Below are 22,828 nucleotides of genomic sequence, written 5' to 3'. Positions count from 1 at the left end.
GATTTTAAGACCTTTACAACAAGATACCGCCGAAGATAAAGCCCAGTATGACGCACAGGGCAATGGCGATCACACCGGGAACGAGGAACGCATGGTTAAAAACAAACTTGCCGATGCGCGTTGAGCCGGTGTCATCCATTTCGACCGCCGCCAGCAGAGTTGGGTAAGTGGGCAGCACAAACAGCGCGGAAACGGCGGCAAACGATGCAATTGCCGTCAGCGGGGTGACGCCGAGCAGCAGCGCAGCAGGCATCAGCGCTTTGGTGGTCGCGGCTTGCGAATAGAGCAGCGTTGCGGCGAAGAACAGCACTACCGCCAGCAGCCACGGATAGCTGTGCAGCAGATCGCCCGCCACCATCTGGATATCTTCAATATGGTGTTTCACGAACGTATCGCCGAGCCACGCCACGCCGAGCACACAAATACAGGCGCTCATACCGGATTTGAAGGTACTGGCATTCAGGATTTCGCCAGTGTCGATTTTGCAGGTCAGGCAAATCAGCGTGGCGATGGTCAGCATAAACACCACAATCGCTTCGTTACGCGGCAGTACCGGGTTGGTGATTAATCCAACGGTCGGGCTGATGGCGGTTGCGTAGAGCATGACCGCGACAATACCAATCAGGAACAGCAGCACCGAACGTTTAGCATGAGGTTTTAATTCAAAAACCTGGCTGCCGCGCAACTTCACTTCGCCTTTTGCCCGGCGCTCCTGATAGACCGGATCATCTTTCAGCTCGCAGCCGAGGAAGTTACAGACCACCGCCGTCAGCATGACCGCAATCAGCGTCACCGGAATACAGATTGCCAGCAGCGTTAGATAGCTGACGCCAAGCGGTTCAAGGATGCCGGCAAAAAAGACCACCGCCGCGGAGATGGGCGACGCGGTAATCGCAATTTGCGAGGCAACGACAGCAATCGACAGCGGACGCGACGGGCGAATACCTTGCTCTTTCGCTACTTCGGTAATTACCGGCAGTGTGGAAAACGCGGTGTGCCCGGTACCGGCGAGAATGGTCATAAACCAGGTGACCAGCGGCGCGAGAAAGGTGATGTACTTCGGATGGCGGCGCAGCATTTTTTCCGCCAGGCTCACCAGATAATCCATCCCGCCCGCTACCTGCATAGCAGCGATAGCGGCGATGACCGCCATAATAATTTCTATGACATCGAAGGGGATCGCCCCTGGTTTGATTTGAAAGAACAGGGTGAGAACCAGTACACCAAGGCCACCGGCAAAACCAATGCCGATGCCGCCTAATCTGGCGCCAAGGTAGATAGCAATCAGGACGAGGACAAGCTCTGCAGCAAACATAGTTGGCTTCCTTGTTTAACTAAGTGATATCGAATTGTTATATTTTAGTAACCATCCAAAAGAAAAAGGCACGTCACTCAGGACGTGCCTTTTGTCTTTCTAACCGTCGGAATTACTGTTCGCTTTCATCGGTATAACGCTTCGCTTTATAAGCCGGATGCATCAGGTTTTGTGCAGAGAAAATGTCGTCCAGCTCCGTTTCCGTCAGCAGGCCACGCTCCAGCACGACTTCACGCACGCTCTTACCGGTTTCGGCGCAAATCTTGCCAACGATGTCGCCGTTGTGGTGGCCGATGAACGGGTTGAGGTAGGTGACGATGCCGATGGAGTTATAGACGTAGCCTTCACATACGGCTTTATTGGCGGTAATGCCGTTGATGCATTTCTCCAGCAGGTTGTAGCAGGCGTTGGTCAGAATGTGCACAGATTCAAACATGGCCTGACCAATCACCGGCTCCATCACGTTCAACTGCAACTGGCCCGCTTCGGACGCCATGGTGACGGTGGTGTCATTGCCGATCACTTTAAAGCACACCTGGTTCACCACTTCCGGCACCACCGGGTTCACTTTCGCTGGCATGATGGACGAACCCGCCTGCAATTCCGGCAGGTTGATTTCATTCAGCCCGGCGCGCGGCCCGGAGGAGAGCAGGCGCAAGTCGTTACAGATTTTGGAGAGTTTCACTGCCAGGCGTTTCAGCGAGCTGTGCACCATCACGTAGGCGCCGCAGTCGGAGGTGGCTTCAATCAGGTCTTCCGCCGGAACGACTGGCAGGTTGCTTACTTCCGCCAGTTTTTGCACGGCCAGTTGCTGGTAGCCGTCCGGGGTGTTGAGACGCGTACCGATTGCCGTTGCGCCAAGGTTCACTTCCAGCAGCAATTCGGCGGTACGCAGCAGGTTTTTGGTTTCTTCATTCAGCAGCACGTTGAAAGCGTGGAACTCCTGACCCAGGGTCATCGGCACCGCGTCCTGCAACTGGGTGCGGCCCATTTTCAGGATATCCTTGAACTCCACAGCTTTGTTTTCGAAGCCTTCGCCGAGCTGTTTGATGGCATCAACCAGTTTAACGATGGAGGCGTACACCGCGATACGGAACCCGGTCGGGTAGGCGTCGTTGGTGGACTGGCATTTGTTAACATGATCGTTCGGGTTGAGGAACTGGTATTCACCTTTCTGATGCCCCATCAGCTCAAGACCGATGTTCGCCAGCACTTCGTTGGTGTTCATGTTCACGGAGGTACCCGCGCCGCCCTGATAGACGTCTACCGGGAACTGGTCCATGCATTTGCCATTGTTGAGGACCTCATCACATGCGGCAACGATAGCGTTGGCGATACTTTTCGGGATGGTTTGCAGCTCTTTGTTCGCCAGCGCTGCCGCCTTTTTCACCATCACCATGCCACGGACAAACTCAGGAATGTCGCTGATTTTGCTGTTGCTGATATAAAAGTTTTCAATCGCTCTCAGAGTATGCACGCCGTAATAGGCATCCGCTGGCACTTCCCTGGTACCTAACAAGTCTTCTTCGATACGAATGTTGTTTAACATGTGAACCTTCTTTTTCAAGCTACGAATGAATACACCAAACACACAATATTAATGTGGTTATGTGTCTTTTTCGACCGACGATTATCCCCTTAATCGGCCGGATGACTGAAATTATATGCTGAAGGAAAGGAAATGCCGTAATCGGGATCACTTATTATCCCCGTCAATGCATCATAATTAATAATATGTGAAATAAGTCACCGCTTCGTAACAGACAAAAATTTACAACCGCCGCGAAATTGAATTTTCCGCATTTGCCACCATCTGATCAGGATGCGATTTGCAACCCCATTTCGACAGACGCTCTAACGCGGCTGTTCATTGACAGGAGAAGCCAGTGCGCTGGATACCGTTTATTGCAATCTTTTTATACGTTTACATCGAGATCTCGATCTTTATTCAGGTCGCGCATGTTTTTGGCGTGCTGATGACACTGATTCTGGTGATCTTCACCTCGGTGATTGGCATGTCGCTGGTACGCAACCAGGGATTTAAGAACTTTTTGCTGATGCAGCAGAAGATGGCGGCGGGCGAAAGTCCGGCGGCGGAGATGATCAAAAGCGTTTCGCTGATTATCGCCGGCTTGTTGCTGGTGCTGCCAGGGTTCTTTACCGACTTCCTCGGTCTGCTGTTACTGCTGCCGCCAGTGCAAAAGCACCTGACGCTAAAACTGATGCCGCATTTACGTTTTTCGCGGATGCCGGGCGGCGGCTTTGGCGCAGGCGGTTCAGATGGGCAGACTTTTGAGGGCGAATATCAACGTAAAGACGATCAACGCGATCGTCTGGATAACAAAGACGATCGCTAGTTTATGACGCCCGGCAATGCCGGGCTTATTTTTATTATGGCTGAGTGGAATGCATCGACGTCGTACGGCGTTTTGGCAGCAGTAACCACAATGCCAACAGCATGAAAACCGCGTAAAGACTCTTCCAGCCGGGAATGATCAACAACAGCAAACATAACGCACTGCCGAGTACCGCCAGTGCCTTAAATCGCCCTTGCAACAACCGGCAACCCGCCAGCATGCACAGCAAATAAATCATGATGAAAATGCCGTTCGCGTAGATGATCAGCGTATCGAGATTAATGTTGAAGGCGTAAATTGCCAGCGTGCAGAACATGCAGCAGATAATTACCGCGTTCAGCGCATTTAAGGGCAACTGGCGTCTGGAGAGCTTCGCCAGTGCGCTATCTGGCTTGTATGCCGCCTGCGACCATACCAGCCGGGCAAAACTCTGGATATAGATATTCAAACTGGCGAAACAGGCCAGATAACCAATAATGCAGGCAATCCATAGCGCCTGTTTACCAAACAACTCTACGACAATCACCGGCAGCGACGCCGCTGCGCCCTGAGTACGCCAGACATCGAAATGCAGCACCACCACGGTACAAGCCCAGTAAACCGAGCCCGCCAGCAGCAGACCAATCATCAATGCGCGAGGAAAATCCCGCTCGGGGTTTTTGAATTCAGAGGCCAGATGGGCGAAAGCTTCAAGCCCGACGAAACACCAGAACATCACCGCCAGCGAGGCCGACATCGCCGAAACTTGCACTTCCGAGATTGGCGGAAAAGGGATATCGCTGAAACTTATGCCGCCGCGCCACCAGATCGCCATAATTAACGCAACGATCAACCCGGCGATAATCGATTGCAGGTTCGCGCTGGAACCTGCGCCTCGTGTGCCCAGCAGCCAAATCAGCGCTAGCGTACCCAGCTCCGTCATCAATAATTGCGGACCCTGCCAGCCAAACATGCCTTGCCAGAAACCGGCGGCAATGTGCAGCGCGGCGGGCAATCCGACCGGGATAACAGAGAGAAACAACCAGCCTGTTACACGTTCAAGACGCGTGCCGAAGGCCATCCCGACGAAATACGCTACACCACCCGCGCTGGGGAAGTGACGGCCCAGCGCGGCAAAGACAATGGCTACCGGGAACACGAGCAGGATCAGTAACGGCCATGCCCACAGGCTGCTGTTGCCCGCGGCCAGCGCGGCCAGCGCCGGAACGGCGAACACGCCGGTGCCCAGTAAGGAGGTGGAAAGTAACCCAATGCCCTGAGCCAACCCCAGCTCTTGTTTTAATCCGCTCATTGTCTTTTGTCTGCTTATCGTCAGGAGCGTCGATGTTAGCACAATCAGTTTTGCTGATGGCTGCGGAAGCCCCTGTCAGTAATGGTGGCTTATGTGCAGATAGACTTTCGCAAATTTTTTTTGCTGTTCCCCTTGAAGGCGGAAACAGCCAACCCCATCTCTCAGGTCACCAGCCGGACAACCGTTTGTGGCCCGGCGTCATCCATAACTGATAAAGACTTTCTCAAAGGAGAGCTATCAATGAGTATTCGTCCGTTACATGATCGTGTGATCGTCAAACGTAAAGAAGTTGAGTCTAAATCTGCTGGCGGTATCGTGCTGACCGGTTCTGCGGCAGGTAAATCAACTCGTGGCGAAATCATCGCTGTCGGTAAGGGCCGCATCCTGGAAAACGGTACTGTGCAACCGCTGGACGTGAAAGTGGGTGATATCGTGATTTTCAACGATGGTTACGGTGTGAAGGCTGAGAAGATCGACAACGAAGAAGTGCTGATCATGTCCGAAAGCGACATTCTGGCAATTGTGGAAGCGTAACAGCGCGCGCGAACGAAACTGAACGAATTTAAGGAATAAAGAAAATGGCAGCTAAAGACGTAAAATTCGGTAATGACGCTCGTGTAAAAATGCTGCGCGGCGTGAATGTTCTGGCAGATGCAGTGAAAGTTACCCTCGGTCCGAAAGGCCGTAATGTGGTTCTGGATAAATCTTTCGGTGCACCGACCATCACCAAAGATGGCGTTTCTGTAGCACGTGAAATCGAACTGGAAGATAAGTTCGAAAACATGGGTGCGCAGATGGTGAAAGAAGTGGCTTCCAAAGCGAACGACGCTGCGGGCGACGGTACCACCACTGCAACCGTACTGGCGCAGTCCATCATCACCGAAGGCCTGAAAGCCGTTGCGGCGGGCATGAACCCGATGGATCTGAAACGTGGTATCGACAAAGCTGTTGCTGCTGCGGTTGAAGAGCTGAAAGCACTGTCCGTTCCGTGCTCTGACTCTAAAGCAATTGCGCAGGTTGGTACTATCTCCGCTAACTCCGATGAAACCGTAGGTAAACTGATCGCTGAAGCGATGGACAAAGTCGGTAAAGAAGGCGTGATTACCGTTGAAGATGGTACCGGTCTGCAGGACGAACTGGACGTGGTTGAAGGTATGCAGTTTGACCGCGGTTACCTCTCTCCTTACTTCATCAACAAGCCGGAAACTGGCGCTGTAGAACTGGAAAGCCCGTTCATCCTGCTGGCTGATAAAAAAGTTTCCAACATCCGCGAAATGCTGCCGGTTCTTGAAGCCGTTGCAAAAGCAGGCAAACCGCTGCTGATCATCGCTGAAGACGTGGAAGGCGAAGCACTGGCAACGCTGGTGGTGAACACCATGCGCGGCATCGTGAAAGTGGCTGCGGTTAAAGCACCTGGCTTCGGCGACCGTCGTAAAGCGATGCTGCAGGACATCGCAACTCTGACCGGTGGTACCGTGATTTCTGAAGAAATCGGTATGGAACTGGAAAAAGCGACTCTGGAAGATCTGGGCCAGGCTAAACGCGTTGTGATCAACAAAGACACTACCACCATCATCGATGGCGTGGGTGAAGAAGCGGCAATTCAGGGTCGTGTGACTCAGATTCGCCAGCAGATCGAAGAAGCCACTTCCGATTACGACCGTGAAAAACTGCAGGAGCGCGTAGCGAAACTGGCTGGCGGCGTTGCGGTTATCAAAGTTGGTGCGGCGACCGAAGTTGAAATGAAAGAGAAAAAAGCCCGCGTTGAAGATGCGCTGCACGCAACCCGTGCTGCCGTTGAAGAAGGCGTGGTAGCAGGTGGTGGCGTGGCGCTGATTCGCGTAGCCAGCAAAATCGCTGACCTGAAAGGTCAGAACGAAGATCAGAACGTGGGTATCAAAGTTGCGCTGCGCGCGATGGAAGCTCCGCTGCGTCAGATCGTGCTGAACTGCGGTGAAGAGCCGTCTGTTGTGGCGAATACCGTTAAAGCTGGCGACGGCAACTACGGTTACAACGCGGCTACCGAAGAGTACGGCAACATGATCGACATGGGTATCCTGGATCCGACGAAAGTGACCCGTTCTGCTCTGCAGTACGCGGCATCTGTAGCTGGTCTGATGATCACCACCGAGTGCATGGTGACCGACCTGCCGAAAGGCGATGCGCCGGACTTAGGTGCTGCCGGTGGTATGGGCGGCATGGGCGGTATGGGCGGCATGATGTAATCGCTGCCGAACACGCGTTCGGGGCGACCTGGCGCGAGTTCAACGAAAAAGAGCGGGCTTCGGCCCGCTCTTTTTTTGTTAACTGAAAACCATGTTCTGCGGGTGCGCTCATTATCAGGTTGTGGCTCTGTCTTATTGTTTTGGCGTTAAACGCGACCGGCGGCGGCACTTTTTTAAGATGTTGGTACGCATTTCGTGGCGTAAACGCTGCCGCTTTCAGTGACGTTGGATTTTTACACTTCACTCCAGCCCTTTTTCATTATTTTCCCCAATTTGTGCGGCCTGAGATGGCGGCATTTTTCTTTTGGTCATCTTTTTAGTATAAGGTTTACACACGGGCGACATGCGTCCAGCTCATTGATTATGGGGAATAACATGTACGTAAAACATTTAGCAGGGATTATTGGCGCCTCGCTTTTGCTGGCAGGGTGTAGCAGCAGTAATGAATTGACGAGCGGCGGGCAGAGCGTTCGCTTTGTCGAGGAGAAGCCGGCGGCAACCTGCCAGTATCTCGGCACCGCCACGGGTTCGCAGAGCAACTGGCTCTCAGGTCAGCATGGTGAGGAAGGCGGCTCGCTGCGCGGCGCGGCGAATGCATTGCGTAACCAGGCTGCAGCAATGGGCGGTAACGTGTTGTACAGCGTTTCAAGCCCAACACAAGGCTTCTTATCCAGCTTCGTGCCGACCGCCAGCGAAATGAATGCGCAAGTGTATAAATGCCCGAACTGATATTTTTATATAATGCCCCGCCAGTAATGGCGGGTGCGCGACTATATAAAATAATCTCGCTTTCATTCTCAATATCTTGCTTCTAGTTATTTAAGTATGAATAAGCGTGAATATAATTCCTCTGCTAATTAACCTTGCTATCATCCTGAATATTAAGTTTTCTTAAGATTTATCTAATGTGATTATATTCACAGCCTTGAATATATTTTTCTCCAAAAAATGCGTTTGCGACTAAAGTAATATTACGACTTGCCGATACCTACCTCAGGACAAAAAACGAGGGACTGTATAATCTAACAATATATTTTATGCATGATGGTGTCGGGAGTTACGAATGAATATTACAAAGAGATTGTTACTTGCTTTCTCGTTACTGATCTTAAGCCTCATCGGCACTAATGTTATCGCTATAATTTCTCTCTCTAAAATTGGTGAATCGCAAAACTATTTTCAGGAAAATACTTTACCTAGCCTGGATGCAATGAATAAAGAGACGATGCAGATCTTAAAGGTTCGCGGACAGCTCTTTTTACATGGTCTGACGGACGATCCCGCCGGGATGGCCGAAATAAAACAGAATGCAACAAAATTGTATGACGACCTCTACGCCATGCACCAGGGGTACCTTAAAGATCTTGTTTCTGACCAACATGATCAGGATTTATCTAATAAAACATTAAGTGATTTAGAAAAATTCCGTTCGGTAATGGACCAGTATTTTAAAGTATCAGAAAGTAATGACCGCGTTGCCATTATTAAGTCAATGCAGAAAGGTGGGTTTGTCGCAGATAATATTGCGCTGTTAATTAATGATTTTGCTGAGCAAGTGGCGTACAACTCATCATTAGTGACCAGGGCTGTTCAGGACAGCGACAATTTAATTTCCCGGGCAATGATGCTTTCGTTAACGGCGACGATTGCCGCCACCCTCATTCTGGGTTTGTTCGGATTGTTCACCGTGCTGAATATCAAACGTCGTCTGAACGGCATGAAAGACGGCATGGTCACAATTAGCGAAAAATTGGATCTCAGCCATGCGTTACCGACCGGACGTCTGGACGAAATCGGCCAGGCAGTAAGTGCCTTTAATAATCTTGTTGAGCGAGTGGCCGAATCGCTGGCTATGGTGCGTGCCGCTTCCGGTTCGGTGAACACTGCCGCGAATGAGATAGCGCTGGGTAACAACGAACTCTCTGCCCGTACTGAACAGCAATCCGCCGCTGTGGTTGAAACCGCCGCCAGTATGGAAGAGCTAAGCTCCACGGTAAAACAGAACGCAGAGAACGCGCATCAGGCCAGCCAGCTTGCCCTTACCGCCTCTGATACCGCTTCTCAGGGCGGGAGCGTCGTGGGAGCCGCTGTCAGCCGCATGAAAGATATTATGGATAGTTCCAAACGTATTTCGGAAATTACGTCGGTTATCAACGGTATCGCTTTTCAGACCAATATTCTGGCGCTCAATGCGGCCGTTGAAGCCGCAAGAGCCGGGGATCAAGGGCGAGGCTTCGCCGTGGTGGCCGGTGAGGTGCGCTCATTAGCTCAGCGCAGTGCTCAGGCGGCAAAAGAGATTGAAGCGTTGATCAGCGAATCGGTCACGTTTGTTGAAGAGGGTTCGCGGCAGGTTGACCTGGCGGGTGAAACCATGAGCGGTATCGTCAACTCGGTGCTGCAGGTGAAAGATTTGATGCAGGAAATTGCCGCTGCGTCCGACGAACAAAACCGCGGCATTTCGCAGATTGCCCAGGCGATGTCCGAGATGGATACCACCACTCAGCAGAACGCCGCGCTAGTTCAGGAGTCGTCTGCGGCGGCCGGTAGCCTCGAAGATCAAGCCACCAAACTGCAACAGCTGGTTGATGTCTTCCGTTTGCCCGGTCAACAACCGGCTGTCGTGAGGTCTTCCGTGTTGCCAGTCAGACAGCCGCGCCCGGCAGTGGCGGGTGGCGGAGATGATGGATGGGAAACTTTTTAAGTTTTAGCGACGAGCCGCTGTAGGCTCGTCTGTTTCGCGGCTACGTTTGCTCTCATCGCGTAGCCGTTTTTTTTAACTCTGACGAAGCTGCAAATCCAGCGGCGTTTTACTGGGTTCCCCACCAATCTCACGCGCCAGTTTCGGCACCATATAACCCGATACCAGCGTCAGCAGTTCGCGCATAATCGTGCGCGCCTCGTCATCACTGACCATAAAGTGCGCCGCACCCTGCACTTTATCCAGCACATGTAGGTAATAAGGCATTACACCCGCATCGAACAACGCATTACTTAAATCCGCCAGCGTTTGCGCATTATCATTCACGCCGCGCAGCAACACGCTCTGGTTCAGCAGCGTGACATTGGCCTGCCGCAGTTGAGCCATGGCATGGCGAAAATCATCACCGATTTCCTGCGCGTGGTTGATGTGGTTCACCAGCAAAATTTGCAGCGATGAGCGGGCAAAACGCGCGCTTAGCGTATCGGTGATCCGCGCCGGAATCACAATCGGCAGACGGCTGTGAATGCGCAGGCGTTTGATATGCGGGATTGCTTCCAGTTGGCTTAGCAGCCAATCCAGTTCATGATCTTTTGCCATCAGCGGATCGCCGCCGGAAAAAATTATTTCATCCAGCTCCGGGTGCACCGCGATATAGTCCAGCGCGCCTTGCCAGTTGCGTTTGTTGCCCTGGTTATCGGCATAAGGAAAGTGGCGACGGAAGCAATAACGACAATTTACCGCGCAGCCGCCTTTAACCAGCAGCAGCGCACGATTGCGATATTTGTGCAATAAGCCGGGTACCACACTGCTCTGTTCGTCCAGCGGATCGGTGCTGAAACCTGGTGCGGCAATGAACTCTTCCTGTGAAGTAAGTACCTGACGCAAAAGAGGATCATGCGGGTTTCCCGGCTGCATGCGCGCGGCGAATGCGCGGGGAACGCGCAGCGGAAACAGGCGCTTTGCCGCACCGCCAGCGATTAAATTTTCATCAGTGTCTATCTTTAGAAGACGTAACAGTTCATCCGGATCGGTGATTACATCGGCAAGTTGTATTAACCAATCTTCTCTGGATGGGGTTTTTAGGGTTACAATATGCGCCATTTTGTGGCTTAGCTACCAGTTAACAATTTCAGAGGGCCTTATGGCGACTTACTATAGCAACGATTTTCGTGCCGGTCTTAAAATCATGATGGACGGCGAACCTTATGCGGTTGAAGCCAGCGAATTCGTTAAACCAGGCAAAGGCCAGGCTTTCGCACGCGTTAAACTGCGTCGTCTGCTGACCGGTACACGTGTAGAAAAAACCTTCAAATCCACTGATTCCGCAGAAGGCGCGGATGTTGTCGATATGAACCTGACTTACCTGTACAACGACGGTGAGTTCTGGCACTTCATGAACAACGAAACCTTCGAACAGCTTTCCGCTGATGCAAAAGCCATTGGCGACAGTGAAAAATGGCTGTTGGATCAGGCAGAGTGCATTGTAACGCTGTGGAACGGCCAACCGATCGCCGTTACCCCGCCGAACTTCGTTGAGCTGGAAGTTATTGAAACCGATCCAGGTCTGAAAGGTGACACCGCAGGTACTGGCGGCAAACCGGCGACCCTGAGCACTGGCGCAGTGGTTAAAGTTCCGCTGTTTGTGCAGATTGGTGAAGTGATTAAAGTTGATACTCGCTCTGGCGAATACGTATCTCGCGTGAAATAATCCTCACGACGTCGGCGTAGCGCTGTGCTACGCCGTCGAACTTTGCAGGCAGGGATGATATGAAACGTCTGACGAAATTCCTCTCTCTACTTCTTATCAGTTGTGCACTGCTTTCCGGTTGCAATACCGCCCGTGGCGTTGGTGAAGATATCCAAAGTCTGGGGCATGTCATCTCTCGCGCAGCGAACTAAAACTTCCTCTCTTCCTAAAAATGCTTCCATTCCGGTAACCCTCCCGGATTTTGTCTATGCTTAAGTGGCTATACACAAACAATATTGGCTACAAAAGGAAGATATTATGGTTAAGAAGACAATTGCTGCGATCTTTTCTGTTCTGGTTCTTTCCTCAGTCCTGACGGCCTGTAACACCACGCGTGGTATGGGAGAAGATATCTCCGATGGCGGTAACGCGATTTCTGGAGCGGCGACAAAAGCGCAACAGTAATCACTGTCGGTACGGCGCTTGCCGTACCGTTAGTTTGAGTTTTCCGGCAGTGATAAGAATGGTGTAAAACGGTTTCCCATCCCCAGTTTCATTCTGATATTGCGCTTGTAGGTGTAAACGGTCTTACCGTTAATGCTGAGATTACTGGCAATCGCCTGGTTATTATTCCCTTCCATCCACAGCGTTAGTACTTTCTCTTCCTGCTTTGTCAGCAGCGGGGTAGCGACTTTCGGTATCGCCCGGATTGGGCGCGCCAGCACCATTGCGTCGATAATTTTCGCTAGTTTTTCCAGCGGTTCTGTTTTCAACAGTGTCGCCTGAATAGCAAACTGCGCGCAAAATTCTGACAGTTGCGCATCTTCGCCAGACTCTAACAACATCACTTGCGTGGGGTCGTTACAAACAGAAAAAAATGACGCAAGCTGTTGAATATGATGTATTTCATTCTTGAACCCGTGAAGATCGGCAATCACCAGATCCGGCTGCCACTGCACAATATGTTCTTTGGCGAGCATTAAGTTATGCAACGCGGTTACCAGGAAGGAAGCGGGGAACAAATCGGGTTGATTGAGCCAGGATTCCATCCCTGAGCGGGTGAAGTAACAGCGGTCAATCACGAGAATCTTAAACATATTTTTCTTCGCAGTCAGAGAGTGGCGCACAACGTCCTGAATTCAGGAGAGCGAATTCATCATAGGGGGTAGATATGGTGAATAAATGCCGGAATTCCGCTGCGAACAGTGGCTATTTCTTGCTTTAAAACGCCTAAAGTTGAGCAAGAACAAAAATATTGAAATAATGAGCCTAAATCGGCAAAATTTGCCTCTCTTCACACGCCGAACGGGACGACCCGTTTGTGCTCATTCACAATGGGGACGGCCCCGCACGGGAGCCAAAAATGTCCTGGTTAATTCTTCTTATTGCAGGTCTTCTTGAAGTGGTTTGGGCTATCGGCCTGAAATACACCCACGGTTTTACCCGGTTGATGCCAAGCCTGATTACCGTGACGGCGATGGTCGCAAGCGTCGTGCTGCTGTCATGGGCAATGAAAACATTGCCGGTGGGAACGGCATATGCCATCTGGACCGGCATTGGCGCAGTCGGTGCCGCCGTCGCCGGTATTGTGCTGCTTGGCGAATCTGCAAGCCTGGCGCGTATCCTCAGCCTTTGTCTGATTGTCGCCGGGATTATCGGATTGAAACTCAGCGCCCACTAATGGGGCTGGTTAATCCATAGCAGTTTTTCCACGGCAAATCCCTGCCGGGCCGCGATGTCCAGCATCTGCTGTTTTACGTCCGCCGGAATGGTGGGCGTGCGGGACAATATCCAGAGATAGTCGCGGTCCGGCCCGCAAACCAGCGCGTAGCGATAATCTTTGTCCAATGCGAGGATGTTATAGCCGCCGTAAAAAGGGCCGAAGAAGGAGACTTTCAGCGCGGCGGTGCGTGGGTCACCGGTAAAATACGCGGTGCCAATGGCTTGCTGCCACATGCCGCGTTCCGTGTTGTAACCGCGATTCACCACCGTCAAACCGCCATCGTCGCGCAGGCTATACGTGGCGGTGACCCTTTCCAGCCCGCGTTCAAAGGTGTGGTCAAAGCGGGCAATTTCGTACCATTTACCCAGATAGCGTTGCGTATTGAAGTCTTGTACGACGGCCACGCCGTCAGGAGGAGTGGGAGAACGACAGCCGGAAATGAACAGCGCAGCGATAACAGTCACGACAAGCAGCATCAGGCGCATGAGATTTTCCTTCCAGATCTTTTCTTTAGGGTATAGACGCTGGCGGAAAATTTGCTCTCCCGCTTACGCAGGAGAGCGACTGATATCAAAGAAATAAAACACCGATCAGGGTAACGACGGTGAGAATGGCCGCAAGGCCATAGAACACCCATTTACCGCTGGGAACATGGATTTTTAAATCATGCATCATGTGGTGGATACGATGCAGACCGCACCACACCGGCAATACAATCATCAAAAAGATAAAGACGCGGCCAATAAAGCTTTGCGCAAACGCCAGCACGCGATCATAACCGAGTGCGTCGCCGGGGTAGAATCCCAGCGGCAGCAGCACGCCAATCAACAGCACGATAACCGGTGTAACAATCGCGCCCCACATACCGCCAGCGCCAAATAATCCCCAGAAAACGGGTTCGTCAGAACGTTTTGGATTCGGGTTAATCACGTTGGCCTCCTTACCAGAACAGTGCGACAAACAGGATCACCACGGTGACCACTGCTGTTACCACCCAAAGCCCTTTAATAACCGGCTCTGGACCCATTTTTTCGTCCTTCACGATGATAAGCTGTGCTTTCGGTGCCAGATCAAACCAGGTTTTGGTGTGCAGCAGCGCTGCCGCCAGCGCGATCAGGTTGAGGATCAGCACAATCGGGTTTTGCAGAAAATGCACAAATCCGCCCCAGCTTTCCGGCCCATGTTTCAGCGAAAACAGACCAAAGATCAGTTCGAGGCTGAACCAGACTGCCGCGACCGCCGTTCCTTCACGCAGCATATAGAAGCGATAAAACGGCAGGGTTTTCCACCAGGTTGATGGCATGGGACGAACCCAGGCTTTGCGTTTAGTCGTCATAATGCACTCCTTAGCGTGGTTTCAGGGTGGCGATAAGAAAGTCTTTCGAGCTTTCTACCTTGCCCTGCTGAATAGCGGCAGCCGGATCGACATGCTTCGGACAGACTTCCGAGCAGTAACCGACAAACGTACAGCTCCACACGCCATTCTGGCTGTTGAGTTGCCCCATGCGCTCTTTCTTACCTTTGTCGCGGCTATCGAGGTTATAGCGATGCGCCAGCGTGATCGCTGCCGGGCCAATAAACTCCGGATTCAGACCGAATTGCGGGCAAGCGGCATAACACAAACCGCAATTGATACAGCCGGAGAACTGGTGATACTTCGCCATTTGCGCCGGAGTTTGCTTGCCAGGCCCCTGATCCGGTGTGCGCGTGTTACCAATAATGTAGGGCTTAATCGCTTCGAGGCTTTCGATAAAGTGAGTCATATCGACCACCAAATCGCGCTCGATTGGGAAGTTAGCCAGCGCTTCGACTTTCAGCCCTTTCTCGTAATCACGCAGAAAAGTCTTACAGGCGAGTTTTGGCACTTTGTTGATCATCATGCCGCAAGAGCCGCAAATCGCCATACGGCATGACCAGCGATAGCTCAGGTCCGGCGCGAGATTGTCTTTGATATAGTTCAGCGCATCGAGCAGCGAAGTGGCTTCATCGTAGGGCACATCGTAAAAAACACTGTGCGGCGCGTTGTCCACTTCCGGGTTGTAACGGACAATCTCGATTTTCAGATTCTTCATCTCAGCCATTGTTCGTCTCCTTCTTCTCGGTCGCTTCAGCTTCAGCACCGTAGACGCGTTTCGCTGGCGGCAGCGTGGTGATCTTCACGTCGCTATACTCCAGACGGGTTGCGCCATCGGCATCACGGAAAGCCAGCGTGTGCTTGAGGAAGTTAACGTCATCGCGCTCGGTACAGCCTTCATCCAGACGCTGATGCGCCCCGCGAGACTCTTTACGTGCCAGTGCGGAGTGCGCCATACATTCGGCGACATTCAGACCGTGGCCCAGTTCAATGGTGTAAAGCACATCGGTGTTGAAGACGCTGGAGGTATCGGTGATGCGCACGCGTTTAAAGCGTTCCTGCAACTCCGCCAGCTTATCCACGGTTTTCTGCATCAGCTCCGGCGTACGGTAGATGCCGCAACCTTCTTCCATCGATTCACCCATTTCATCGCGGATTTTCGCCCAGCTTTCGGTGCCGTCCTGATTCACCAGTGCTTTCAGTCGTTTTTCCACGTCGGCGGCTTGTGCGTTCAGCACACTATCATTGGCCTCGGTTGCAGTTGCGGCGCGTTCCATCGCGCGTTCACCAGCAAGACGACCAAACACCACCAGTTCCGCCAGCGAGTTCGAACCCAGACGGTTTGCGCCGTGCAGGCCGACAGAAGAGCACTCACCCACGGCAAACAGACCCTTGATGCGGGATTCGCAGTTTTGATCGGTTTCGATACCGCCCATGGTGTAGTGCGCGGTTGGGCGTACCGGAATCGGCTCTTTGACCGGATCGACGCCAACATAGGCTTTCGCCAGCTCGCAGATAAACGGCAAACGTTCGTTGATTTTCTTCGCGCCAAGATGGCGTAAATCGAGGTGTACCACATCGCCACGCGGCGTGGAGATGGTGTTGCCTTTGCGCCACTCGTGCCAGAACGCCTGCGATACTTTGTCGCGCGGGCCAAGCTCCATATATTTGTTTTTCGGCTCGCCGAGCGGGGTTTCCGGGCCCATGCCATAATCCTGCAAATATCGGTAGCCGTTCTTATTGACGAGGATCCCGCCTTCACCACGGCAACCTTCAGTCATCAGAATGCCGGAGCCAGGCAGGCCGGTCGGGTGATACTGCACAAACTCCATATCGCGCAGCGGCACGCCATGCGCCAGCGCCATGCCCATACCGTCGCCGGTGACAATGCCGCCGTTGGTGTTGTAACGGTAAACGCGACCCGCGCCGCCCGTTGCCATCACCACCGCATTGGCGCGGATCTGCACCAGCGTACCTTCCATCATATTCATGGCCACCAGCCCACGGGCATGGTTGTCATCGACCAGGATATCTAGTACGAAATGCTCGTCGAAACGTTGGATTTGTGGGAACTGAAGGGATGTCTGGAACAGGGTGTGCAGCATATGGAAGCCGGTTTTATCGGCGGCGAACCAGGTGCGTTCGATTTTCATCCCGCCGAAACGGCGCACATTGACCGAGCCGTCAGGACGGCGGCTCCACGGACAACCCCACTGTTCAAGCTGGGTCATCTCTGTCGGGCAATGATGCACAAAGTAGTCAACGACATCCTGTTCGCAGAGCCAGTCACCGCCGGCAACGGTATCGTGGAAATGGTACTCGAAGCTGTCATGATCCTGGGCGACGGCGGCAGAGCCGCCTTCCGCAGCAACGGTGTGGCTGCGCATGGGATAGACTTTTGAAATCAATGCGATTTTGGCGTTGGGGTGGGCTTGCGCCGCAGCGATCGCGGTGCGTAATCCCGCTCCGCCTGCGCCAATCACAGCGATATCGGCTTGAAAGGTATGCACGACATTCCTCCAGATTATTGTTGTTCCGCAACGATAAGCCTGAAGCGCTCAAGGTAGTTGCGGATATGTTCCACTGCTCCTTTTTGGGTAAGGGCAGTATAACCGTAGAGTTTCGGGGGAAATTTGATGCGTTCGATTTTTTTGCTGTTCTATACCGTGATATGTCATCGATCTTGATTGATATCACCATTAAATATTTACCCTTTTAGTTATAGACGACATTAATGAAATTATTTTGCGCAAAATTTGTCTCTGCGGATCGATGCGGGTAGACTTCGTGCCCTTGTCTGAAATCGGAGAAAGTACCATGAGCGAGACGGCAACCTGGCAGCCGAGCGCATCCATCCCCAACCTGTTGAAACGCGCGGCAATTATGGCGGAAATTCGCCGTTTCTTTGCCGATCGCGGTGTGCTTGAGGTGGAAACGCCCTGTATGAGCCAGGCAACGGTGACAGATATTCACCTGTTCCCGTTCGAAACCCGTTTTGTTGGCCCAGGCCACTCTCAGGGGCTTAATCTCTATCTGATGACTAGCCCGGAATACCACATGAAACGCCTGCTGGCTGCGGGTTGTGGTCCGGTTTTCCAGTTGTGCAGAAGCTTTCGTAACGAAGAGATGGGGCGTCATCACAACCCTGAATTCACCATGCTCGAGTGGTATCGCCCGCACTACGACATGTATCGCCTGATGAATGAAGTGGATGATTTGCTGCAACAGGTGCTGGAGTGCCAGGCGGCAGAATCGCTCTCTTACCAGCAGGCTTTTCAGCGTTATCTGGAAATCGACCCACTTTCTGCTGATAAAACCCAGTTGCGTGAAGCGGCGGCGAAACTCGATCTGAGCAATATCGCCGATACGGAAGAAGATCGGGACACGCTGCTGCAACTGCTGTTCACCATGGGCGTGGAGCCGCAGATCGGTAAAGATCGTCCGGCTTTTGTGTATCACTTCCCGGCAAGCCAGGCGGCGCTGGCGCAGATCAGCACGGAAGATCACCGCGTTGCAGAGCGTTTTGAGGTTTATTTTAAAGGCATCGAGCTGGCGAACGGTTTCCATGAGCTGACCGATGCCCGTGAACAGCAGCAACGTTTCGAGCAAGATAATCGCAAACGTGCCGCGCGCGGTTTACCGCAGCAACCGGTGGATGTAAACCTGCTGGAAGCACTCAAAGCCGGCCTGCCGGATTGCTCCGGTGTCGCGCTGGGCGTGGACCGTCTGGTGATGCTGGCGCTGCAGGCTGAAAGCCTGGCGGATGTGATTGCGTTTACCGTCGACCGGGCCTGATGACCCGATGAATAAACAGTAAAAAAGGCGCCTGATGCGCCTTTTTTGTTGGCTTACAAACTGCCCGCCGGGCGGCTGCTTTTGCCTGAGGACGTCAGCGTCCTTGCCGTGCGTTTGCCGTCGAGACTCTCCAGACGCATCTGGAACGGCGGGAACGGCAAATCGATACCGTGTTCGCGGAAGCCCGCCAGAATCAGCTGGTGGATTTCGTGGCGCAGCGGCATGCGATGCCCCATCTCTGCCGCATAAATGCGCAGCTCAAACAATTGCAAACCTTGCTGCAAATCGACGAGGAACACTTCCGGTGCCGGGTTATCAATCACCAGCGAACAACGTTCGGCCGCGGTGTAAAGAATTTGCGTCACTTCTTCGCTGTTGGCATCGGCCGGGGCTGGTACCGTCAGCACAACGCGCGTGACCGAATCCGACAACGACCAGTTAATAAACTGTTCAGTGATAAACGCTTTATTTGGCACGATGATCTCTTTGCGATCCCAGTCGCTGATAGTCGTCGCGCGCGTATTGATCTTGGTGATGCTACCCGTCAGGTCGCGGATGGTCACCGTATCGCCAATGCGGATCGGCTTTTCAAACAAGATGATCAGGCCAGAGATAAAGTTGGCGAAAATCTCCTGCAAGCCAAAACCGAGCCCAACGCCGAGTGCCGCGACCAGCCACTGTAATTTGGCCCACTCAATGCCGATCATCGAGAAGCCTACCAGCCCGCCAAACAGCATTAACAGATATTTGGTGATCGTGGTGATGGCATAACCCGTGCCCGGTGCCAGATCCAGGTGCTGTAACAGCGCCAGCTCCAGCAAGGCGGGGAGGTTACGCACCAGTTGGGTGGTGATAATAAACACCAGAATGGCGATCAGCACCGCGCCGAGGGTGATGGGCTCCAGGCTTTCCACGCCTTGTACTGTTGAGGTGACATCCCACAGCGGGATGTTTTCCAGAAAGCCAAAGGCGGAATGGATTTCGGACCACAGCACAATCACCGACAGCAGGGCGATCAGCATCAGGATTGAACGCACCAGGCGCAGCGACTGTACGCTGATAGCATCAAGATCAACTTCCTGCTCATCCACTTCGGCAGTGCCTTCGGTGCTGGTGTGATGGGCAGCATCTTCTTCGCCACGAGCGCGCTGGGCAAGGATCTCCGCGCGGCGGTGACGGGCGCGTTCAAAGGCCAGACGGCGGCGCTGGATCAGCATCCAGCGGCGGATGATGTGATACACCACCAGCAGCAAGAACCAGATGGCGACCGAGGTTTCCAGACGCGCCAGCAACGCCTGCGCCGTGGCCAGATAACCCACGCAGGCGGCCAGAATTGCCGCCAGAGGCGCACTGAGCAGCAGGTTCCACAGCAAATGGTTAGGCATATTGTCGCTGTTGCCAGCTTTATCAACATACAGCGGGATCCCCGCACGCTTCAGGCTTAGCGTCACGATCGCCAGCGCCCCGCAAATCAGAATAAAACAGAGCCGCCCCAGCGACGCCGAGAACTCACGGTCGTTAAGGTTATCAAACATGATCAGCGCCATAATCAGCGGCACAATAAAACCGATGCTCATCAGGTAATAACGCATTCCCCGGGCGACGCGATTACGCGGCCAGCCGAAGTGGGCGACAAACAAGCCGGTTGGGCGGGCGAACGTGGCGCAGATCATCACCGCCCACAGCAGCGGCACGGTAGCGGTTACGCCGTCGCCAATCGCCACTGCCAGCGGATAGGGCCAGGCTTCCTGCAAGCCGTAGCCGAGCGTTTTCCATAATACCGGCAACGGCGAGGCGACAAGAATTGACCAGAACACCGTCCGCATGGTGAGCCAGAAGTGATCCTGCGTCACTTTGCCCACGCGCGCGCTGGAACGCTCCAGAAAGCGCGTAAAGTGACGACGGGAGTAAATGCTAAAGCCCACCAGCAGCAACGCACCAAACAGCGGGAATAGCGTCTCTTTGCTGGTGAGCATCATGGCGCTGGCTTTGCCCAACTGGCTGATGGTATCGAGCGAAAGTAAGCGACGCAGATCCTGCACAATCTCAATCGGCCAGGTGAAGGAGATAGGGCTGACATCCGCCGTCCAGAACAGATAGCGGTGAGTGGCTTCATTCACTTCTTTTAGCGCGTCTTCCAGCTGGCTATTGGAAACTTTGAGCTTGGTGAGTTCAAGGATGAGCGTATCGCCGCCCTGTAATAGTGAATTCAGCAGTTCGCGCTGGGTGCGCAGTTGTGCTTCCAGAATACGGTTTTGCTCAGCCGTCAGCGCCTGACCATCCGCCTGGCGGATCTGTCGCAGTTGCGGCTGCTTATTCAGCAGATCTTCATAGCGCATGCGATGCACACGCAACTGCGCCATTTCGGTATCAAGCTGCTGCGGTTTTGGCATCTCTGGCAGACGAGCAACCTGTGCACGCAACGCTTCACCGAGCATATTGGAGGCGCCAAGCCATTGCGATTGTTCACGCAGGGTATTCAGCGCCTGACGGACCTGCAATGTCTGCCCGGTGGCCTGGCGCTGCTGTGAGGCCACCAGATCCATACGCTGCGCCTGCTGGTTCAGCGCCTGTGACAGCTCGCGGTTAATGCGAAACTGCTCGACAATTCCCGCCGGTAAATTGGCGCTGTTTTCGGCCAGTAATTCGGTGCTTTCCAGCGCCTGTTCCGCTTCGCGCTGGCGTTGACTGTTGAGTTGATTACGCAACGCTTGTAAATACGCGTCTAATTGCTGGCTCTGTTTTTGCGCCAGCTCGGAGCGCATGCGCGCCAGCTCCTGGCGGTTATTCGCTGATAGCTGCGCCAGTTCCAGTTCGTCAACCAGCGCTTTCAGCTTCGCGGATTCCGCCTGCGCGCCAAAGTTTTGTGCTTGTGCTAGCGGGGTATTGCTGTTTTGCGCGCCGAGACGGCGTTCAACTTCAGTGACCTGGCGGCGCGCATCGGTTTGCTGCTGTGGTAGCTGGCTTAGCGAATCGCTAATTTCCCGTGCGCGCTCCTGCTCCTGCTGAGCTAAACGGGTTTTCTCCAGCAACTGGCTGCTGACTTGCAGGATCTCCTGATTTAGCGCATCGCTGCTCATGCCCGCTGGAACGGGTTTCGGTTCGTCGCGCAGGTTATCCAGCTGCGCACGCAGCGTTCTGGAAAGCTTGGGGAAGTTATCAATGACTTCTTGATACTGCTTGGCGCGCTCGAGTGAACCTTTACGTTCTTCGAGCGCGTTTAGCGCGGCCTGGAGCACCTCGACGGTTTCTGCCTGATCCGGCGTGTTTTTCGCCGCTTTGGCTTGCTCCAGCTCCTGGGCGATTTGTCGGGCATCGGGGGCCGTTGCGGCGAGAGCCCCCTGGCTGAGGCACCAGGCCATCAGAAAAACGATAATCAGGCGCACATCAGTCTCCAGAATGGTTAAGGCTTAGCTTTCGTCTTGCTTGTCGTCTACCAGAGGGCTGGCGTCATGCTCTGCTTTGATTTCCGCTTCTGGAAGCGGTGCCGGTTGTGCATCAACAGGCGCGAAGGTTTCGGCGGAAATCGCCAGCGGCTGGCCAATTTTGGTCACTGACAGGCTCTGTAACTGCTCGACTAAATTCACTTTGCCCGGCGCAAACAGGTTAATTACCGTGGAACCGAGTTTAAAGCGACCCATCTCCTGGCCTTTCAGCAGCGCAACCGCACCTTCGCTTTCACCGGCAGGCCAGGTCCAGCGTTTAATGATGCCTTCACGCGGCGGAGTGATGGTGCCCGCCCATACGGTTTCGATACTGCCGACAATTGTCGCGCCGACAAGAATTTGTGCCATCGGGCCAAACTCGGTATCAAACAGGCAGATCACGCGTTCATTACGAGCAAACAGATTCGGCACGTTCTGCGCCGTCAAATGGTTCACGGAGAAGAGATCGCCCGGCACGTAAATCATCTCGCGCAGGATGCCGTTGCACGGCATATGCACGCGGTGATAGTCGCGCGGCGAGAGGTAGGTGGTGACAAAGCTACCGTTACGGAACAGATCCGCCATCAGGTAGTTGCCCGCCAGCAGCGCTTCCAGGCTGTAATTATGCCCTTTGGCCTGCAGGATTTTATCATTGTCGATTGCGCCAAGCTGGCTGACGACGCCGTCCGCCGGCATCACCAGTACGTTCGGATCTGTGTTGAGTGGGCGCACTTCGTCACGCAGCGGGCGGACGAAAAAGTCGTTAAAAGTCCGGTAGCTGGCGGTGTCCGGCTTCTGCGCTTCTTTCATATCGACCTTGTAGTATTTCACGAACAGATCGATAACCAGTTTGGTCAGCCAGCCTGCACGTTTGCTCGCGCCCCAACCCGCCAGGCGAGTGAGCCACAGTTTTGGCAGAATGTATTGAAGCGAAAGTTTAAATGAGTTTAACAAG

The 22,828-nt window shown here is 53.4% G+C and carries 23 protein-coding genes; 11 read left to right on the top strand and 12 right to left on the bottom strand.

The window, feature by feature from the left end:
- Positions 1–13: 13 nt before the first annotated feature.
- The gene (locus C813_RS43840) at positions 14–1,315 is read right to left on the bottom strand and encodes an anaerobic C4-dicarboxylate transporter (protein ID WP_017459201.1); all 1,302 of its coding nucleotides are present in this window, start codon (positions 1,313–1,315) and stop codon (positions 14–16) included.
- A 112-nt stretch (positions 1,316–1,427) separates the two neighbouring features.
- Positions 1,428–2,864: an aspartate ammonia-lyase gene (aspA, locus tag C813_RS43835; protein ID WP_017459200.1), complete on the bottom strand. Its 1,437-nt coding sequence runs from the start codon at positions 2,862–2,864 to the stop codon at positions 1,428–1,430.
- Positions 2,865–3,201: 337 nt separating this feature from the next.
- Here aspA and C813_RS43830 point away from each other — a divergent pair, with 337 nt between their 5' ends.
- Positions 3,202–3,672 carry an FxsA family protein gene (locus tag C813_RS43830; RefSeq protein ID WP_017459199.1) on the top strand — a complete coding sequence of 157 codons (471 nt, stop codon included), beginning with the start codon at positions 3,202–3,204 and terminating at the stop codon, positions 3,670–3,672.
- Positions 3,673–3,706: 34 nt separating this feature from the next.
- Here C813_RS43830 and yjeH read toward each other — a convergent pair whose 3' ends face one another.
- A complete protein-coding gene (yjeH, locus tag C813_RS43825; protein WP_017459198.1) occupies positions 3,707–4,963 on the bottom strand; it encodes an L-methionine/branched-chain amino acid transporter in 1,257 nt (418 codons plus the stop codon).
- Positions 4,964–4,995: 32 nt separating this feature from the next.
- Here yjeH and C813_RS47250 point away from each other — a divergent pair, with 32 nt between their 5' ends.
- From C813_RS47250 to C813_RS43805, 5 genes are all read left to right on the top strand, one after another.
- Entirely contained in the window at positions 4,996–5,175 is a 180-nt protein-coding gene (locus tag C813_RS47250) for a hypothetical protein (RefSeq protein WP_148661081.1), read from the top strand.
- Positions 5,176–5,203: 28 nt separating this feature from the next.
- Complete coding sequence (locus tag C813_RS43820) at positions 5,204–5,497, top strand: co-chaperone GroES (protein WP_007372708.1); 294 nt, start codon at positions 5,204–5,206, stop codon at positions 5,495–5,497.
- 44 nt (positions 5,498–5,541) lie between these two features.
- On the top strand, positions 5,542–7,188 hold the full coding sequence (gene groL / locus C813_RS43815; RefSeq protein ID WP_017459197.1) for a chaperonin GroEL: 1,647 nt from the start codon (positions 5,542–5,544) through the stop codon (positions 7,186–7,188).
- A gap of 375 nt (positions 7,189–7,563) precedes the next feature.
- Positions 7,564–7,917: a DUF4156 domain-containing protein gene (locus C813_RS43810; RefSeq protein ID WP_017459196.1), complete on the top strand. Its 354-nt coding sequence runs from the start codon at positions 7,564–7,566 to the stop codon at positions 7,915–7,917.
- 334 nt (positions 7,918–8,251) lie between these two features.
- Positions 8,252–9,889: a methyl-accepting chemotaxis protein gene (locus C813_RS43805; RefSeq protein WP_017459195.1), complete on the top strand. Its 1,638-nt coding sequence runs from the start codon at positions 8,252–8,254 to the stop codon at positions 9,887–9,889.
- 72 nt (positions 9,890–9,961) lie between these two features.
- Here C813_RS43805 and epmB read toward each other — a convergent pair whose 3' ends face one another.
- Positions 9,962–10,990: an EF-P beta-lysylation protein EpmB gene (epmB, locus tag C813_RS43800; protein WP_017459194.1), complete on the bottom strand. Its 1,029-nt coding sequence runs from the start codon at positions 10,988–10,990 to the stop codon at positions 9,962–9,964.
- A gap of 40 nt (positions 10,991–11,030) precedes the next feature.
- Here epmB and efp point away from each other — a divergent pair, with 40 nt between their 5' ends.
- The 3 genes from efp (at position 11,031) to ecnB (ending at position 12,041) form a co-directional block, all read left to right on the top strand.
- On the top strand, positions 11,031–11,597 hold the full coding sequence (gene efp, locus C813_RS43795; protein ID WP_017459193.1) for an elongation factor P: 567 nt from the start codon (positions 11,031–11,033) through the stop codon (positions 11,595–11,597).
- Positions 11,598–11,656: 59 nt separating this feature from the next.
- The gene (locus C813_RS46620) at positions 11,657–11,788 is read left to right on the top strand and encodes an entericidin A/B family lipoprotein (RefSeq protein ID WP_017459192.1); all 132 of its coding nucleotides are present in this window, start codon (positions 11,657–11,659) and stop codon (positions 11,786–11,788) included.
- Positions 11,789–11,894: 106 nt separating this feature from the next.
- Complete coding sequence (gene ecnB, locus C813_RS43790) at positions 11,895–12,041, top strand: lipoprotein toxin entericidin B (RefSeq protein WP_017459191.1); 147 nt, start codon at positions 11,895–11,897, stop codon at positions 12,039–12,041.
- A 29-nt stretch (positions 12,042–12,070) separates the two neighbouring features.
- Here ecnB and C813_RS43785 read toward each other — a convergent pair whose 3' ends face one another.
- Positions 12,071–12,673, bottom strand: a complete 603-nt coding sequence (locus C813_RS43785) for a helix-turn-helix transcriptional regulator (protein WP_017459190.1) — start codon at positions 12,671–12,673, stop codon at positions 12,071–12,073.
- 266 nt (positions 12,674–12,939) lie between these two features.
- Here C813_RS43785 and sugE point away from each other — a divergent pair, with 266 nt between their 5' ends.
- Entirely contained in the window at positions 12,940–13,257 is a 318-nt protein-coding gene (gene sugE / locus C813_RS43780; protein WP_017459189.1) for a quaternary ammonium compound efflux SMR transporter SugE, read from the top strand.
- On the opposite strand, the gene blc is transcribed toward sugE, so the two are convergent.
- The 5 genes from blc to frdA form a co-directional block, all read right to left on the bottom strand.
- Positions 13,254–13,784: an outer membrane lipoprotein Blc gene (gene blc, locus C813_RS43775; RefSeq protein WP_017459188.1), complete on the bottom strand. Its 531-nt coding sequence runs from the start codon at positions 13,782–13,784 to the stop codon at positions 13,254–13,256. The two genes, sugE and blc, sit on opposite strands and share 4 nt — an antisense overlap.
- An 85-nt stretch (positions 13,785–13,869) precedes the next feature.
- Positions 13,870–14,229: a fumarate reductase subunit FrdD gene (frdD, locus tag C813_RS43770; RefSeq protein ID WP_017459187.1), complete on the bottom strand. Its 360-nt coding sequence runs from the start codon at positions 14,227–14,229 to the stop codon at positions 13,870–13,872.
- Between the two features lie 10 nt (positions 14,230–14,239).
- Entirely contained in the window at positions 14,240–14,635 is a 396-nt protein-coding gene (frdC, locus tag C813_RS43765) for a fumarate reductase subunit FrdC (protein ID WP_017459186.1), read from the bottom strand.
- 10 nt (positions 14,636–14,645) lie between these two features.
- Positions 14,646–15,380, bottom strand: a complete 735-nt coding sequence (locus tag C813_RS43760) for a succinate dehydrogenase/fumarate reductase iron-sulfur subunit (protein WP_017459185.1) — start codon at positions 15,378–15,380, stop codon at positions 14,646–14,648.
- Positions 15,373–17,163: a fumarate reductase (quinol) flavoprotein subunit gene (frdA, locus tag C813_RS43755; RefSeq protein ID WP_017459184.1), complete on the bottom strand. Its 1,791-nt coding sequence runs from the start codon at positions 17,161–17,163 to the stop codon at positions 15,373–15,375. The genes C813_RS43760 and frdA overlap by 8 nt, the downstream gene beginning before the upstream one ends.
- 307 nt (positions 17,164–17,470) lie before the next feature.
- Here frdA and epmA point away from each other — a divergent pair, with 307 nt between their 5' ends.
- Positions 17,471–18,448 carry an elongation factor P--(R)-beta-lysine ligase gene (gene epmA / locus C813_RS43750; RefSeq protein ID WP_017459182.1) on the top strand — a complete coding sequence of 326 codons (978 nt, stop codon included), beginning with the start codon at positions 17,471–17,473 and terminating at the stop codon, positions 18,446–18,448.
- A gap of 53 nt (positions 18,449–18,501) precedes the next feature.
- On the opposite strand, the gene mscM is transcribed toward epmA, so the two are convergent.
- On the bottom strand, positions 18,502–21,834 hold the full coding sequence (mscM, locus tag C813_RS43745; protein ID WP_017459181.1) for a miniconductance mechanosensitive channel MscM: 3,333 nt from the start codon (positions 21,832–21,834) through the stop codon (positions 18,502–18,504).
- 24 nt (positions 21,835–21,858) lie between these two features.
- The gene (asd, locus tag C813_RS43740; protein WP_017459180.1) at positions 21,859–22,827 is read right to left on the bottom strand and encodes an archaetidylserine decarboxylase; all 969 of its coding nucleotides are present in this window, start codon (positions 22,825–22,827) and stop codon (positions 21,859–21,861) included.
- Position 22,828: the final 1 nt, after the last annotated feature.

The organism is Kosakonia sacchari SP1 (assembly GCF_000300455.3).
Classification (GTDB): Bacteria; Pseudomonadota; Gammaproteobacteria; order Enterobacterales; family Enterobacteriaceae; genus Kosakonia; species Kosakonia sacchari.
The sequence above is the reverse complement of the archived record's forward strand: the minus strand, read 5'-3'. Positions and strand labels throughout refer to the sequence as shown.